The organism is Pseudomonas sp. NY5710, from assembly GCF_013305665.1.
Lineage (GTDB): Bacteria > Pseudomonadota > Gammaproteobacteria > Pseudomonadales > Pseudomonadaceae > Aquipseudomonas > Aquipseudomonas juntendi.
In genome coordinates, this window is the sequence record NZ_CP045554.1 from 2371171 (window position 1) to 2386494 (window position 15324).

The 15324-nt window shown below is 63.9% G+C and carries 13 protein-coding genes; 6 read left to right on the forward strand and 7 right to left on the reverse strand.

Annotated elements, in window-relative coordinates:
- Positions 1-98: 98 nt before the first annotated feature.
- Positions 99-1721 carry an acyl-CoA synthetase gene (locus tag GEV39_RS10740; RefSeq protein WP_173888861.1) on the reverse strand — a complete coding sequence of 541 codons (1623 nt, stop codon included), beginning with the start codon at positions 1719-1721 and terminating at the stop codon, positions 99-101.
- A 225-nt stretch (positions 1722-1946) separates the two neighbouring features.
- On the opposite strand from GEV39_RS10740, the gene GEV39_RS10745 reads away from it, so the two are divergent.
- The 5 genes from GEV39_RS10745 (at position 1947) to GEV39_RS10765 (ending at position 7359) form a co-directional block, all read left to right on the forward strand.
- On the forward strand, positions 1947-3323 hold the full coding sequence (locus GEV39_RS10745) for a sensor histidine kinase (RefSeq protein ID WP_173891685.1): 1377 nt from the start codon (positions 1947-1949) through the stop codon (positions 3321-3323).
- Between the two features lie 12 nt (positions 3324-3335).
- Positions 3336-3968 (forward strand): response regulator transcription factor, encoded by a 633-nt coding sequence (locus GEV39_RS10750; RefSeq protein WP_173888863.1) that lies wholly within the window; start codon positions 3336-3338, stop codon positions 3966-3968.
- Between the two features lie 162 nt (positions 3969-4130).
- Positions 4131-4604, forward strand: a complete 474-nt coding sequence (locus tag GEV39_RS10755; RefSeq protein WP_173888864.1) for a MarR family winged helix-turn-helix transcriptional regulator — start codon at positions 4131-4133, stop codon at positions 4602-4604.
- A 29-nt stretch (positions 4605-4633) separates the two neighbouring features.
- Complete coding sequence (locus tag GEV39_RS10760) at positions 4634-5827, forward strand: HlyD family secretion protein (protein ID WP_173888866.1); 1194 nt, start codon at positions 4634-4636, stop codon at positions 5825-5827.
- Positions 5824-7359, forward strand: coding sequence for a DHA2 family efflux MFS transporter permease subunit (locus tag GEV39_RS10765; protein WP_173888868.1), 1536 nt, complete (start codon positions 5824-5826; stop codon positions 7357-7359). Before GEV39_RS10760 ends, GEV39_RS10765 begins: the two co-directional genes overlap by 4 nt.
- A gap of 51 nt (positions 7360-7410) precedes the next feature.
- Here GEV39_RS10765 and GEV39_RS10770 read toward each other — a convergent pair whose 3' ends face one another.
- From GEV39_RS10770 to GEV39_RS10785, 4 genes are all read right to left on the reverse strand, one after another.
- Positions 7411-9051 (reverse strand): PAS domain-containing hybrid sensor histidine kinase/response regulator family protein, encoded by a 1641-nt coding sequence (locus GEV39_RS10770; protein WP_457254933.1) that lies wholly within the window; start codon positions 9049-9051, stop codon positions 7411-7413.
- A 487-nt stretch (positions 9052-9538) separates the two neighbouring features.
- Entirely contained in the window at positions 9539-10948 is a 1410-nt protein-coding gene (mapR, locus tag GEV39_RS10775; protein ID WP_173888872.1) for a GntR family transcriptional regulator MpaR, read from the reverse strand.
- A gap of 50 nt (positions 10949-10998) precedes the next feature.
- Complete coding sequence (ccoG, locus tag GEV39_RS10780; protein ID WP_173888874.1) at positions 10999-12402, reverse strand: cytochrome c oxidase accessory protein CcoG; 1404 nt, start codon at positions 12400-12402, stop codon at positions 10999-11001.
- Positions 12403-12522: 120 nt separating this feature from the next.
- Positions 12523-12762 (reverse strand): DUF3203 family protein, encoded by a 240-nt coding sequence (locus GEV39_RS10785; RefSeq protein ID WP_173888876.1) that lies wholly within the window; start codon positions 12760-12762, stop codon positions 12523-12525.
- A 185-nt stretch (positions 12763-12947) separates the two neighbouring features.
- Here GEV39_RS10785 and GEV39_RS10790 point away from each other — a divergent pair, with 185 nt between their 5' ends.
- The gene (locus GEV39_RS10790) at positions 12948-13466 is read left to right on the forward strand and encodes an MgtC/SapB family protein (RefSeq protein ID WP_173888878.1); all 519 of its coding nucleotides are present in this window, start codon (positions 12948-12950) and stop codon (positions 13464-13466) included.
- Between the two features lie 530 nt (positions 13467-13996).
- Here the strand turns inward: GEV39_RS10790 and GEV39_RS10795 are convergent.
- Positions 13997-14896 carry a hydroxymethylglutaryl-CoA lyase gene (locus GEV39_RS10795; protein ID WP_173888880.1) on the reverse strand — a complete coding sequence of 300 codons (900 nt, stop codon included), beginning with the start codon at positions 14894-14896 and terminating at the stop codon, positions 13997-13999.
- 19 nt (positions 14897-14915) lie between these two features.
- On the reverse strand, positions 14916-15314 hold the full coding sequence (locus tag GEV39_RS10800; protein ID WP_009686680.1) for a MerR family transcriptional regulator: 399 nt from the start codon (positions 15312-15314) through the stop codon (positions 14916-14918).
- Positions 15315-15324: the final 10 nt, after the last annotated feature.

Consider the following 15324-nt stretch of genomic DNA (forward strand, 5'->3'; position numbering starts at 1 on the left):
CTCTTGAGAAATGCTTATCAGGGTTGGCCCTTCGCGGCTGATCCCGCTTGCGCAACAGCGGGTGCAGGTGGGTCAAGCCGCGAACAGGCCCCATGGGGTCAGAGGGATCTGGCGCGGTCGCGCAGCAAGTACTTCTGGATCTTGCCGGTGGAGGTCTTGGGCAGTTCACCGAACACCACTGTCTTCGGCACCTTGAACCCGGCCAGGTGCTCGCGGCACCAACTGCTGATGTCGGCTTCGCGCGTGTCTTCGCGGCCGGGCTTGAGGGCGACGAAGGCGCACGGGGTTTCGCCCCACTTTTCGTCCGGGCGGGCCACCACGGCGGCCTCCAGCACTGCCGGGTGCTTGTACAGTGCGTCCTCGACTTCGATGGTGGAGATGTTCTCGCCGCCGGAAATGATGATGTCCTTGAGCCGGTCCTTGATTTCCACATAGCCATCGGCATGCCACACGGCCAGGTCGCCGGTATGGAACCAGCCCCCACGGAAGGCTTCAGCGGTAGCTTCCGGGTTTTTCAGGTAGCCCTTCATCACGGTATTGCCGCGCATGAAGATCTCGCCCAGGGTGTTGCCATCGCGCGGCACGGGTTCGAGGCTTTGCGGGTCCGCGACCATCAGCCCGTCGAGGGTGGGGTAGCGCACCCCCTGGCGGGCCTTGATCCGCGCACGCTCTTCCAGCGTCAGCGCATCCCATTCCTCGTGCCAGGCGCACACCGTCACCGGGCCGTAGACCTCGGTCAGGCCATAGGTGTGGGTCACCTTGATGCCCATTTGCTCGACGGCGCCAATGACCTTGGCCGGGGGCGCTGCGCCGGCGACCATCGCCTGCACCGGGTGCTCGATGGCAGCCTTGGCTGCCTCGGGCATGTTGACCAGGGCATTGAGCACGATCGGCGCACCGCACAGGTGGCTGACCCGGTGTTCGCGTATCAGGTTCAGGACCTTTTGCGGGTCGACCCGGCGCAGGAACACGTGGGTGCCGGCCAGGGCGGTGATGGTCCAGGGGTAGCACCAGCCGTTGCAGTGGAACATCGGCAAGGTCCACAGGTACACCGGGCGATGGCCCATGGCCCAGGTCATCTGGTTGCCAATGGCGTTAAGGTACGCGCCACGGTGGTGGTAGACCACGCCCTTGGGGTTGCCGGTAGTGCCGGAGGTGTAGTTCAGCGAAATGGCCTGCCACTCGTCATCCGGCCAGTCCCAGGCAAACGCCGGGTCGCCCTCGGCAAGCAGGGCTTCATAGTCCAACGTGCTGACTGCGCGGCCCTCGCCGTATTCCGGGTCATCCACATCCACCACCAGCGGCGGGTGTTCGAGCAGGGCCAGGGCGGCCGCGATGACCGTGTGGAATTCGCGGTCGGTGATCAGCACCTTGGCTTCGCCATGCTGCAGCATGAAGGCAATGGCCTCGGCATCCAGGCGCACATTCAGGGTATTGAGTACGGCACCGGTCATCGGCACGCCGAAATGCGCTTCGAGCATGGCCGGGATATTCGGCAGCATGACCGCTACCGTGTCGCCACGGCCAATGCCGCGGCCGACCAGGGCACTGGCCAGGCGTCGGCAGCGTTGGTAGGTTTCCTGCCAGCTACGGCGGATGGCACCGTGAATGACCGCGGGGTAGTTACCGTATACGGCGGCGGTGCGCTCGATGAAACTCAGCGGGGTGAGGGCGACATGGTTGACGGCAGCGGGCTGCAGGCCCTGGGCATAGATCGACATGCGGTAGTCCTGTTAGGGAGGCAGGCGCAGCGGCTGCTGCCTGGCCCCCGATGGCTGATTGTTAGCTCTGTTCAGGGTGCACAGGGAGGCGCACGGTGGGGCGCTCCCTCTGTCGCAGTTTTACGCGAATGGCTATGGTAATAGGAATATCGACTATAGCAATATAGTAAAAATACTAGATAGGAGCCGTTCAACGTGGATCACCTTGCCGCCTGCTTGCTGGCCATGGACCCACAACCGAGCCTGCTGCTGGCCGGCGATGCCAGCGTGGTGGCGCTAAACCCGGCCTTGCAGGCCTGGGTTGCCGAGGGGCCGAGGTTGGTTGATTGGTTGCCGGCCAACTGTTCGGCGCTGGTCCGCGCCTGCCTGCGCCAGCACCGCGCAATCAGCGACGTGGAGGTACAGGTCGGCGCGCGCACCGTGCTCTGGACCTTCATGCCGGACGATCAGGGCCAGCAGGTGCTGGGCCGTTGCCGTGACGCCAGCGAAGAGCGCCAGGGCGCACGCGAAGCCAGCCGCGCCAGGCGCCTGTACCGGTTGATCATCGAAAACACCACTGACCTGATTTCGCGGCACAGCCCCGACGGCCGTTTTCTCGATGCCTCACCGGCCGCCTACCGTCTGTTGGGCCTTTGGCCTGAGCAACTGCGTGGCAGGCTGGTGCATGGCCTGCTGCACCCGCGGGAGCGCCGCCAGGTGCTGCGCCAGGCCGCCGCTGCACTGGACCAGGACGGCTACCACACCATGACCTGCCGGGTGCGCCAGGCCAGCGGTGGCTACCGTTGGTTCGAGATCGCCAGCCGGGCGATCCGCGATACCTACACGGGCGCGGTTGTGGAGGTGGTCAGCGTGTCTCGCGACATCACCTTGCGAATCGAAGCCCAGGAGAACCTGGCGCACAGCGCGCGCCTGGCCACCCTGGGTGAACTGGCTTCGGGCATTGCCCATGAGCTCAACCAGCCGCTGGCTGCTGTGGTCAACTATGCCAACGCCAGTCAGCGTTACCTGCACAGCCTGGGGCGTGACCCGCAGGCCCTGGAGCGGGTGGGGCAGGGCCTGCAGCGTATCAGCGAGCAGGCTACCCATGCCGCCGAAGTGATCCGCCGCCTGCGCGCGTTCCTGCGCAAGGGGCCGCGGCGTCTGCAGGCGTTGGACGTGGCTGAAGTGGCAGGCGAAGCCATGCGCCTGTGCGCCTGGGAGGCTGCCCGTGACCAGGTGCAGATCGAGCTACGCGTCAGCGCGCAGCTGCCTTTGGTCTATGCCGACCGGGTGCTGTTGGAGCAGGTGCTGCTCAACTTGCTGCGCAACGCCATAGATGCCAACCGTGAACACCACGGCGAGCGGCCATCGCATATCCTGCTTGGCGCAACCCGGGATGGCGACGGCGTGCTGGTCGAAGTCGCCGACCAGGGCGCAGGGGTCGCGCCTGAGCGCCTGGACGCGATTTTTACCCCGTTCACCACCAGCAAGGCGGATGGCCTGGGCCTGGGGTTGAGCATGAGCCGCAGCCTGATCGAAGGCTTCGGCGGCAGCCTGTGGGCGCGGGCGGGAGCCAACGGTGGTCTGGTATTGTGCTGCCGGCTGGTGGTCAGCAGGCGCTAAGGGGAAGCTGCAGTGCAAGCAAAAGTCTATGTGGTCGATGACGACCAAGGGATGCGTGAGTCGACCGTCTGGTTGCTGCAGTCGGTAGGCCTGCAGGCGCTGCCATTTGCCACCGGGCAGGCGTTTCTGGAGGCGTGCGTCGACGACGGGCCTGCCTGCGTGCTTCTGGATGTGCGCATGCCGGGGCTCGGTGGCCTTGCCGTGCAGCAAGCCATGCACGCGCGTGGGCTGGCACTGCCGGTGGTGTTCGTCAGTGGGCATGCCGACGTGCCCATCGTGGTACGGGCGTTCAAGGCAGGCGCCTGTGACTTCATCGAAAAGCCCTACAACGATCAGTTGCTGCTCGACAGTGTGCAGGCCGCACTGGAGCGCGCGGGGCGGTTACGCCAGGGCGATCAGGCGCTGGCGCAGGTGCAGGCGCGGATCGACAGCCTCACACCGCGAGAGCGTGACGTGTTCGTGCCGTTGGCCCAGGGGCTGAGCAACCGTGAAATCGCCGAGCGCCTGGGCATCAGTGTGAAAACTGTCGACCTTTACCGCGGCCGGGTGATGAAGCGGCTTCAGGCGGCCAGCCTGGCAGAGCTGGTGGGCATGGCCATAGCCTGCGGGGCGGTCGAAGCGTTGGGGCTGCGGGCTCGGCAATAGCACCGCGGGTGGCGCCTCGGCAATGCGCCGGGCTTTGCGTGGGCCACGACCGTGGGTACCAAGCGGGCTGAATGATGAAATTTTACATAGCGAGCTAATCAAAGCTTTGACATTCACTGCCTAGGCAGTAATATTTTCACACAACTCCCCGAGCGGTTATCGATGGCCCATTTTTCCCCCGAAAATTTCCAGAGCTGCGCCATTGGCATGCTGCTGGGGCGCGCGGCGATCCTCAAGGACCGCATCCTCGATTGGCACCTGGAGCCCGAGGGCGTCACCGCCGCTCAGTTCAAGGTGTTGATCATCGTCACCCAGTACCAGGTGGACACGCCGGCCGAACTGTGTCGCTACCTTGGGCTGGACAGCGGTTCGATGACCCGCATGCTCGACCGCCTCGAGCAGAAGGAGCTGATCGTGCGTAACCGCTGCGCCGGTGACCGGCGCCAGGTGCGCCTGGCGCTGACGGCCGACGGCCAGCGCCTGGCCGACCGCCTGCCGGAAATCGGCGCTGCCGCCATGAACGAACTGTGCGGCGTGCTGGCCCCAGAAGAGTTGCAGACCCTGGAAGGCCTGTTGGCCAAGGTCCTGCTCAATGCCGGCGACCCCTTGACGGTTCGCCGCTTCGGCGACCGTTGAACCCTGTCACGAATTATCAAGGTATTGTCATGGCCACTTCCACAGACACCCCGACACCCTCCGCAGCGCCCAAGCCGTCGCGCAAGCGCAAGGCCTGGCTGCTTGGCCTGCTGTTGCTGCTGGTGCTTGCCGGCATCGGCACCTGGGCCTGGTACAGCCTGGTCGGCCGCTGGTATGAAAGCACCGACGATGCCTACGTCAATGGCAACGTGGTGGAGATCACCCCCTTGATCACCGGCACTGTGACCAGCATTGGCGCCGATGACGGCGACCTGGTGCATGCCGGCCAGGTGCTGCTGCAGTTCGACCCGGCCGACAGCCAGGTGGCCCTGCAGTCGGCCGAAGCCAATTTGGCGCGCACCGTGCGCCAGGTGCGCGGGCTGTACAGCAATGTCGACTCGCTCAAGGCCCAGCTGGCGACCCGCCAGGCCGAACTGCGCAAGGCGCAGCAGGACTTCAACCGGCGCAAGGTGCTGGCCGACAGCGGTGCCATCGCTGCCGAAGAGCTGTCCCACGCCCGCGATGACCTGAGCGTGGCCCAAGCCGCGGTCAACAGCGCCCGCCAGCAACTGAGCACCAGCAGCGCCCTGGTCGACGACACCGTGGTGTCTTCGCACCCTGAGGTCATGGCGGCTGCAGCCGACCTGCGCCAGGCTTACCTCGACCACGCGCGCACTACCTTGGTGGCGCCGGTCACCGGGTATGTTGCCAAGCGGACCGTGCAGCTGGGCCAGCGCCTGCAGCCGGGCACCGCGACCATGGCGGTGATCCCGCTGGACCAGGTATGGATCGACGCCAACTTCAAGGAAACCCAGTTGCGCGACATGCGTATTGGCCAGCCGGTAGAGATCAGTGCCGACCTGTACGGCAGCGCGGTGACGTACAGCGGTACGGTCGACAGCCTCGGTGCAGGCACCGGCAGCGCCTTCGCCCTGCTACCGGCGCAGAACGCCACGGGCAACTGGATCAAGATCGTGCAGCGGGTGCCCGTGCGTATTCACCTGAACCCCGAGCAACTCAAGGACCACCCGCTGCGTATCGGCCTGTCCACCGTGGTCGAGGTCAACCTGCACGACCAGAGCGGCCCGACCCTTGCCCAGCAACCGCCGCAGAAGGCCAGCTATACCACCGAGGTTTATGACCGCCAGCTGGGCGAAGCCGATACCCTGATTGCCAAGCTGATCCACGAAAACAGCGCCCCTGGCAAGACGGCGCAGCGATGAGCGATAACGCCGCAGCGCAGTTCACCCCGCCGAGCCTGCTGCTGACCACCATCGGCCTGTCGCTGGCCACGTTCATGCAGGTGCTCGACACCACCATTGCCAACGTGGCCTTGCCGACCATCTCCGGCAACCTGGGCGTCAGCTACGAGCAGGGCACCTGGGTCATCACGTCGTTTGCGGTGAGCAATGCCATTGCCTTGCCGCTCACCGGCTGGCTGAGCCGGCGTTTTGGTGAGGTGAAGCTGTTCATCTGGGCCACGTTGCTGTTCGTGCTGGCCTCGTTCCTCTGTGGTATCGCCCAGTCCATGCCGGAGCTGGTCGGCTTCCGCGTGCTGCAGGGCGTGGTGGCCGGGCCGCTGTATCCCATGACCCAGACCCTGCTGATTGCCGTCTACCCCCCGGCGAAACGGGGGATGGCCCTGGCGCTGCTGGCGATGGTCACAGTGGTGGCGCCGATTGCCGGGCCGATTCTGGGCGGCTGGATCACCGACAGCTACAGCTGGCCATGGATCTTCTTCATCAACGTGCCGATCGGCCTGTTCGCTGCTGCAGTGGTGCGCCAGCAAATGCGCACCCGGCCGGTGGTGACCAGCCGCCAGCCGATGGACTACATCGGGCTGCTGACACTGATCATCGGCGTGGGTGCGTTGCAGGTGGTGCTGGACAAGGGCAACGACCTGGACTGGTTCGAGTCGTCGTTCATCATCGTCGGCAGCCTGATATCGGTGGTGTTCCTGGCGGTGTTCGTGATCTGGGAGCTGACCGACCGCCACCCGGTGGTCAACCTGCGGCTGTTCGTGCACCGCAATTTTCGCGTGGGCACCCTGGTGCTGGTCGGGGGGTATGCCGGGTTCTTCGGTATCAACCTGATCCTGCCGCAGTGGTTGCAGACGCAAATGGGCTACACCGCCACCTGGGCGGGCCTGGCGGTGGCGCCGATCGGCTTGCTGCCGGTGATCATGTCACCGTTCGTGGGCAAGTACGCGCACCGTTTCGACCTGCGCGTGCTGGCGGGGCTGGCGTTCCTGGCAATCGGCGGCAGCTGCTACATGCGCGCCGGGTTCACCAGCGAGGTGGATTTCCAGCATGTGGCACTGGTGCAGTTGTTCATGGGTATCGGGGTCGCGTTGTTCTTCATGCCGACCTTGAGCATCCTGCTGTCCGACCTGCCGCCGCAGCAGATCGCCGACGGCTCGGGGCTTGCCACCTTCCTGCGGACCTTGGGCGGCAGCTTTGCGGCGTCGTTGACCACCTGGATCTGGATTCGCCGGGCGGACCAGCATCATGCTTACCTGAGCGAGAACATCAGCCAGTTCGACCCGACCACGCGGCATACCCTCGAACAGCTGGGCGGGGCCAACCCGCAGAGTTATGCGCAGCTTGAGCAGATACTCAACGGGCAGGCCTACATGATGTCCACGGTGGACTACTTCACCCTGATGACCTGGGTGTTCGCCGGGTTGATCCTGTTGGTGTGGTTCGCCAAGCCACCGTTCACCGCCAAGGCGGGGCCGGCGTCGGCGGGGCATTGATGCCGTTCTGCAGGTTGGCACGGGGTGGCGGCTGTCGCTTGCGCCTCCCTCTTATGCCACGGGCAGGTTCATCGACCTGGGCGGCGTGCCGGCCAGCATCCGCGTGACCAGGTCGCTGAGCTGTGCCAGCTCGAAGGGCTTGTGCAGGACCGCGAAACGGTGTGCAGTGGGCAGCTCGAGTTGCTTGCTGGTATAGCCGGTGATGAACACCACCGGCGTGGTTTCGGGCAGGCGGTTGCCCAGGGGTTGACCAACCAGCCCCCTAGACAGGCCGATATCGGTGATCAACAAGTCCGGCTGCAGGCCGCCCTGCAGCGCGGCCACGGCGTGTTGGCCATCGACGAATGCATGCACGTCGTAGCCTTGTTCTTGCAGAATTTCACTGATGACCAGGCGCATGGTTTCCTGGTTCTCCACCAGCATGATCAGGTTGGCCGTTCTGGCAGGCATGGGCGGCGGGGGGTGTTGCAACGCGCCCGGCGCTGCCACCTGGGCGTCGTCCTTGGGCAGGTAGATATCGATGCAGGTTCCTTTACCCGGCACACTGTCGATTTGCAGCTGGCCCCTGGATTGCCGGATGAAGCCGTAGACGATTGACAGCCCCAGCCCAGAACCCTGGCCAAGCGGCTTGGTGGTGAAAAACGGTTCCGATGCCCGCTGCATCACGTTGGCCGGCATGCCGATGCCCGAGTCGCTGACGCTGATCCGGACATAGTCGCCACAAGGCAGGTCCAGGCTGAGGGCCTGCTCGTGGGTCAATGTCTGGTTGGCACTGCCAATGCACAGCGTGCCACCTGAGGGCATGGCATCGCGGGCATTGATGCACAGGTTGAGCAGGGAGCTCTCCAGTTGCGAGAGGTCGACGCGTACCGGCCACCCACCGGGCTGGGTCTGGTCGTTGAAATGAATGCCCGCATGCAGCGAGTTGATGATCAGTTCGCGCATGCCAGCCAGCAGCTGATGCACATCCACCGCTTGGGGCGTCAGCACCTGTTGGCGGGCAAATGCCAATAGCCGCTGTACCACCGCCGCGGCCCGCTGGGCGTCCTGGCGGGCCGCGCCAAGCCACCGCGCAGCTTCGGGGTAGCGCTGTTCATCCTGGCGTTGAATGGCGCTTTCCAGGGCAGCCAGGATGCTGCCCAGGAAATTGTTGAAGTCGTGGGCAATACCGCCGGTCAACTGACCGACCGCTTCCATCTTCTGCGACTGGACCAGGGCACCTTCAATCTTGCGCAGGCGCTGCTGTTCGTTGATGCGCTCGGTGATGTCGTAGGCGAACAGGTAGCCACCCTGAATCATCAAGCGGTTATCACGCAACGGGTTGTAGCGGATTTCGTAGTGCCGTAGTGCTTCAGGCGGCCCCACGGCAATGTTGTCGACGAAGGCCTCGCCCGCCACAATGCGCGGCCAGACCGGTGCCAGCTGGCTCATGATATCGGGCTGGCGCGCCAGCAACTGCGGAATGTGGTCGCCGACCTGGGGGACAAACCCGCGCAGGCGCAGGAACGTTTCCTGCGCTGTGCGATTGATGGCCAGCAGCCTGAGGTTGCAGTCGGCAGCAAATACATTGGCCAGGCTGTGGTCGACCAATTCCCCCAGCAGTTTGTTGTTTGCGTCTGCCTGGTCGACACGCTCAGCCAGTTGCTGATTGATTGCCTGCAGCCGGTGCACGCTGACTTGCGCGGCTGGCATGCCGGTAAAGATCACGGCCACACGTTTATCGCTGGCAGGCTCCAGCCGGTGCACCGACAGGCTCAACCAGCGATCGGTCGCGGCCAGCCGTTCTTCGAATTGCAACACACGGCCGGTGCGCGCCACTTCGGCGAAGCGGGGCAGCCAGGTATCGACTTCGTTCGGGATCAGTTCACGGGCGGTCTGGCCCAGCTGTTTGGCATGGGCAGTGTGACGAAGGCAGGCCTCATTGCTGAGGATGTAGCGGTAGTCATGGACCTGCCCGTTATCGTCTTCCAGCAGCTGCAGTACACAAAACCCTTCGTCCATGTGCTGGAGCAGGACATCCTGGCAGGCCGCTTTCAGGTGCAGTTCAGCAACCTGGGCCTCCAGTTCGAGCACCTTGTCGTGAAGTGCCTGTGTGCGAGAAGCGGCATCGTCCTGAACCATGCTGAGCTCCCTCGGTAATGGATCGCACTACTATAGTTACCCTGATTGCCATTTGCCTTCAAAATGACCGAATGATCCGCCCCAGGGTTTCCATGGCTTGTTCGGCGGCGGCGTTCCAGGGGCTGCCATAGTTCAGGCGAATGCAGTTGCCGAAACGTCGGGTGGGCGAAAAGATCGGCCCGGGTGCGATGCTGATGCCTTGAGCCAGGGCCATGTGGAACAGTTTGAGGGCGTCCATTTGCTCGGGCAGCTCCAGCCACAGGAAGTAACCCCCGGAGGGCTGGCTGACCCGCGTCTGGGCCGGGAAATACCGAGCGATAGCGGCGAGCATGTTGGCCTGTTGCCCTTCCAGTGCGTAGCGCAGCTTGCGCAGGTGGCGGTCGTAGCCGCCGTGCTGCAGGTAGTCGGCGATGGCGGCCTGGGCAGGCATCGAGGCACACAGGGAGGTCATCAACTTCAGCCGCTCGATTTTCTGCGCGTAACGCCCGGCCGCAACCCAGCCTATGCGGTAGCCAGGGGCCAGGCTCTTGGCGAACGAGCCGCAGTGCATCACCAGCCCCTGGGTGTCGAATGCCTTGGCCGGCTTGGGCGCCTGCTGCGCGTAGTACAGCTCGGCGTAAACGTCGTCCTCGATCAGGGGCACCTGGTGCCGTGCCAGCAGTTGTACCAGTGCCTGCTTGTTCGCCTCTGGCATGCTGGCGCCGACCGGGTTCTGGAAGTTGGTCATGCACCACACGGCTTTGACCGGGTGCTTGTCCAGGGTTTGCGCAAGCACCTCCAAGTCCATGCCCTGGCGCGGGTGCACCGGGATTTCCACTGCCTTGAGCTTGAGCCGCTCCAGCACCTGCAGGCAGGCATAGAACGCCGGCGCCTCGATGGCAACCAGGTCGCCCGGCTGGGTGACCGCCTGCAGGCACAGGTTCAGCGCCTCCAGTGCGCCGTTGGTGATCAGCAGTTCCTCCATGGGCAGCATCAGCCCGCCGACCATGTAGCGCAGCGCGATCTGCCGGCGCAGTTGCGGGTTGCCGGGTGACAGGTCGGTCACCACCATGCGCGGGTCCATGCTGCGGCTGGCGCTGGCCAGCGAGCGCGCCAGGCGTTGCAGCGGGAACAGCTCGGGGCTGGGGAAGGCGGAGCCGAACGCCACGGTGTTGGGGTCCTTGATCGAGTCGAGGATGGAGAACACCAGGGCACTGACGTCGACAGCGGTGGACTCGCTGACCGGCTGCAGCGGCTGCGGCTCGCAGAACTGGCGCGGCGCATGGGCGTTGACGAAATAGCCTGAGCGGGGCCTGGCGCGAATCAGCCCGCGCCGTTCCAGCAGGTAATAGGCCTGGAACACCGTGGACGGGCTGACCCCGTGGGTCTGGCTGGCGTAGCGCACCGAGGGCACCCGCTGGCCGGGGCCGAGCACCCCGGAGCGGATCAGTTCGGCAATATCGTCGGCGAAGCGTTCGTAACGTTTCATTCTGGCCTTCTGTCGAAGCCTGGCAGGCAAGGTGGTTGCAGTGTAAGGGATCAGCGGTTCATCGGTGCGACGAAGCGGCTGTGGGCCACGCTGCGGACGGCGGGGTCATCGCGTTCGCTGATGACGAAACTGAGTGTCTGCGAACTGCTGGTCGGCCGCTCGGCGAGCATTGCCACCGACACCGGCAGTTCGCTCATTTCGCCTGCGGGGATGACCAGTGCCGTGTCGCCCTGCAAGGTGAAGCCGTCGGCATCCTGCAGGCGTAGCACGTAGTGTTGGGTGCGCTCGGTTTTGTTGATGACCTTGAGCAGGTAGACGTTCTCGATCTGGCCCTGGGCGTTTTCGCGGAACAGGCCGCGGTCCTTGATCACATCCAGCGACACCATCGGGCGCAGATGCACGGCCAGCACCAGCGCTGCCAGCATGACCACCAGCGCAGTGGCATAGCCCAGCAGGCGTGGCCGCAGCCAGTGGGTGGAGCCGCCTTGCAGGCTGTGTTCGGACTTGTAGCCGATCAGCCCCCGGGCATAGCCCATTTTGTCCATGACCCCGTCACAGGCGTCGATGCACGCCGCGCAACCGATGCAGGCCATCTGCAAACCGTCGCGGATGTCGATACCGGTGGGGCAGACCTGCACACACAGGGTACAGTCGATACAGTCGCCCAAGCCTTGGGTGCGGGCATCGCTGCCTTTTCTACGTGGCCCACGTGTCTCGCCACGCCGTGGGTCATAAGCAACCGCCAGGGTATCCTTGTCGAACATCACGCTCTGGAACCGCGCATACGGGCACATGTGCAGGCACACGGCCTCGCGCAGCAGGCCGGCATTGATGTAGGTGGCCGCGGTGAAGAACAGTACCCAGAACAGCGCCACGCCGCCCAATTGCAAGGTCAGCAGTTCTGCAGCCAGCGGGCGGATCGGGGTGAAATAGCCGACGAAGGTCAGCCCAGTGGCCACGCCAATGGCCAGCCACAGGCAGTGCTTGGCCGTGCGCCGGGCCAGTTTGTTCAGGCTCCAGGGGGCGGCGGCCAGCCTGATGCGCTTATTGCGGTCGCCCTCGATGACTTTCTCGCACCACATGAACAGCCACGTCCAGGTACTTTGTGGGCAGCTGTAGCCGCACCACACTCGGCCGGCGTACACGGTCACCGCGAACAGGCCGAAGGCACAGATGATCAGCAACGCCGATAGCAGAATGAAATCCTGGGGCCAGAAGGTCGCGCCGAAGATGTGGAACTTGCTGTTGGCCAGGTCCCACAGCACGGCCTGGCGGCCGTTCCAGTCGAGCCAGGCGGTGCCGAAGAACAGCAAGAAAAGCGCGCCAGCGAAACCCATGCGCAGGTTACGGTACAGCCCGGTGAAGCTGCGGGTGTGAATGCCGCTGTCCGTGCGGCGCGGTTTGACGCTGGCCGGGGCGCTGTCGATCTCTGTGCAAAGGATTCTGTCATTCATGGGTGGGTGCTCATCAGGCCTCGATCAGGCCTGAGCACTATGGCGCCGAAACTGTTTGCAGCACAGGTTCAGATTTAGCGCCAAAAACCATATCAGATACTGCGCAGGAGTCGCCGGCCCCTAGATTACCGAGCCTGGAGTGCTGGCCTTCAGGTGCCTGCGGCTATCCACCGCACCTGCTACGGTCAAGGCGTCGGCCTCGGCTTCGGTGATGGGCACGCGTTGACCGCCGTGCAGCGCCACCGACATGCGCAACTGTTCGTCGGTAATGATTTCGATATCCGGGCCAGCACACTCGATACGCAGGTCTTGGCCACTCAAGGTGCAGCGGCGGGTGGCTTCATCGATTTCAACGGACATGGGTCAGGCCTCCTGGGTGGGTTACAGGGTGGACCGCGATGGGGGGTGGGTCGTTGCATCGGGCTCAGTGGCACTTTGCACGGCGGCTGGAGGTCAGTGTCTATACACAGCAGGCCCGGCTGCTCGCATGCAAGCTCGCGAGCCGCCGGGCGGAGTAAGACAATGCTCAGCATGGGAACCAGGCAATGGAGCTGATCTGGCAGGTAATCCAGGCCGAATTCGCCGATGTCGCCGACGCGAGCGAGGTTACGCGCATCCTTTTGCGGTTATTGATGGCTGCGGTACTCGGTGCAGTACTGGGGTTCGAGCGTGAACACAGGGGTAAGTCGGCGGGCGTACGCACGCACATGCTGGTGTCGCTGGGGGCCGCGCTGTTCGTGCTGGCACCGAGCATGGCCGGGGCCGATGCACAAGCCCTGAGCCGGGTGATACAGGGTATCGTCGCCGGTATCGGTTTTCTGGGTGCGGGCACCATCCTCAAAGGCAACGGCAAGGACACCAGCCATGTGAAGGGGCTGACCACGGCCGCAGGTTTGTGGATGACCGCTGCCATTGGCACGGCCGCTGGCATGGGCCGCGAAGCCACGGCGCTGATCAGCACGGTGCTGGCCCTGATGGTGCTGGCCACGATGCCGGTGCTGGTGGGCAAATTCGAGGGGGAAAACGAGGATAAACAGAAGGAGGAGGAGGGCAGGAAGCACTGAGGGGAGCCGTAGCTCCCCTCAAAGCGTTGTTGCCTGCTCTTTTTTTATTATTGGGACTGGCCTGTTGTTGTTTTTGTCGGCGTGTCCTGGTGTTGCGGGCGACCCCCATGCGGGGTCAAGAGCAAACGTATTTTTTTGAGCGCTGACCTGCTTTCATCATTGCTGATCCGAACCTGGCTGCCGCTACCTTGAGGTAGTTTTGTTGTTCTGTGCCAGACCGCGGGGCGGGCCCCTGAAAAGCGTGTCTACTCCAAAAAAATCTGCTTGCTGCGCCTCTGCCGTGTTGTTCTTGTTATGTCAGAGCCGTTATCTGTTGTTTTTATTGGGTGTCGCATTTTTTTTGTTGTTGTACGAAAGATATAGCAGGCAGCGTGCCAACTTTTGAATATCGTTTAAAATCAAGCAGTTATGGAAATCTGACAAAAATGCATGGCCCGAATTTTTGTCGATTTGTTTCCCTGTTACCCGATTTTTCGCTGCGGAATGGGGAGCGGTAACACTCACCCACACCTCTGTGACACCTTCATGACTCACTGCGCCGTGCGCGCCCGCGCCACCCGTGACCCGTTGCTGCGGCCCAGTACCTCGCTGATGCGCTGCCCAGCGGCAATCAGCCGGTCCAGGTCGATGCCGGTCTCGATGCCCAGCCCCTGTAACAGGTAAAGCACATCCTCGCTGGCGATATTGCCGGTGGCGCCCTTGGCATACGGGCAACCGCCCAGGCCGGCGACCGAGCTGTCGAACACATTGATGCCTTCGAGCAGGCTGGCGTAGACATTGGCCAGGGCCTGGCCATACGTGTCATGGAAGTGACCGGCCAATTGCTCGCGTGGCACCTGCGCCGACACCACCTCGAACAGGCGCCGGGTGTCGCCGGCGGTGCCAGTGCCGATGGTGTCGCCCAGCGATACCTCGTAGCAGCCCATGTCGCGCAGCTCGCGGGCAATCGGTGCCACCTGCTCGGCGCTGACCTTGCCCTCGTAGGGGCAGCCCAGCACGCACGAGACATAGCCACGTACCCGCACACCGTGGCTGCGGGCAGCTACCATGATCGGTTCGAAGCGCTTGAGGCTGTCGCTGACCGAGCAGTTGATGTTGCGCTGCGAGAACGCTTCGGTGGCCGCGGCGAACACTGCCACTTCCTTTACCCCTGCGGCCAGTGCGTCTTCAAAACCGCGCAGGTTCGGTGCCAGCGCTGCATAGGTAACGCCTGGGCGCTGCTGGATGCCGGCAAACACTTCGGCCGAGCCGGCCATTTGCGGGACCCACTTGGGCGACACGAAACTGCCCACTTCAATGTAGGCCAGGCCCGCTTCGGTGAGGTCGTCTACCAGGCGCACCTTGGCGCTGACGCTGATGGGTTGGGCTTCGTTCTGCAGGCCGTCGCGGGGGCCGACTTCGACCAGGCGCACGTGGTTGGGCAGGGACATGGTGGTTTTCCTGTGGCGTTCAGCGGTTGTCGGTGTTGTTGAGGGTGGCGGCCAGTGCTTGCTCGCAGCGTTCTTGGGCCGTGTCCAGCTCCAGTTGCATCTGGTGAATGTCGAGCAGTTGCTGTTCCAGCTGGGCGCGGCGTTCGGCGATTTTCGCCAGCATGCTGTTGAGCTGTTTGAGGTTGCCGCTGGTGGGGTCGTACAGCTCAATCAGCTCGCGGCACTCGGCCAGGGAAAAGCCGATACGCTTGCCACGCAGGATGAGCTTCAGGCTGACCTTGTCGCGCGCCGAATAGATACGTTCCAGGCCCCGGCGCTCTGGGCTCAACAGGCCCTGTTCCTCGTAGAAGCGGATGGCGCGGGTGGTGATGTCCAGTTCGCGGGACAGGTCGGAGATGCTGTAGGTCTGCGTGCTCATGCTGGGGCTC

Bases quoted from the DNA above. Each gene is read 5' to 3' on its own strand.
- GEV39_RS10740 (WP_173888861.1), bottom strand. From the start codon at position 1,721: ATGTCGATCTATGCCCAGGGCCTGCAGCCCGCTGCCGTCAACCATGTC.
- GEV39_RS10745 (WP_173891685.1), top strand. From the start codon at position 1,947: ATGGACCCACAACCGAGCCTGCTGCTGGCCGGCGATGCCAGCGTGGTG.
- GEV39_RS10755 (WP_173888864.1), top strand. From the start codon at position 4,131: ATGGCCCATTTTTCCCCCGAAAATTTCCAGAGCTGCGCCATTGGCATG.
- GEV39_RS10760 (WP_173888866.1), top strand. From the start codon at position 4,634: ATGGCCACTTCCACAGACACCCCGACACCCTCCGCAGCGCCCAAGCCG.
- GEV39_RS10765 (WP_173888868.1), top strand. From the start codon at position 5,824: ATGAGCGATAACGCCGCAGCGCAGTTCACCCCGCCGAGCCTGCTGCTG.
- GEV39_RS10770 (WP_457254933.1), bottom strand. From the start codon at position 9,051: ATGCCAGCCGCGCAAGTCAGCGTGCACCGGCTGCAGGCAATCAATCAG.
- mapR (WP_173888872.1), bottom strand. From the start codon at position 10,948: ATGAAACGTTACGAACGCTTCGCCGACGATATTGCCGAACTGATCCGC.
- ccoG (WP_173888874.1), bottom strand. From the start codon at position 12,402: ATGAATGACAGAATCCTTTGCACAGAGATCGACAGCGCCCCGGCCAGC.
- GEV39_RS10785 (WP_173888876.1), bottom strand. From the start codon at position 12,762: ATGTCCGTTGAAATCGATGAAGCCACCCGCCGCTGCACCTTGAGTGGC.
- GEV39_RS10790 (WP_173888878.1), top strand. From the start codon at position 12,948: ATGGAGCTGATCTGGCAGGTAATCCAGGCCGAATTCGCCGATGTCGCC.
- GEV39_RS10795 (WP_173888880.1), bottom strand. From the start codon at position 14,896: ATGTCCCTGCCCAACCACGTGCGCCTGGTCGAAGTCGGCCCCCGCGAC.
- GEV39_RS10800 (WP_009686680.1), bottom strand. From the start codon at position 15,314: ATGAGCACGCAGACCTACAGCATCTCCGACCTGTCCCGCGAACTGGAC.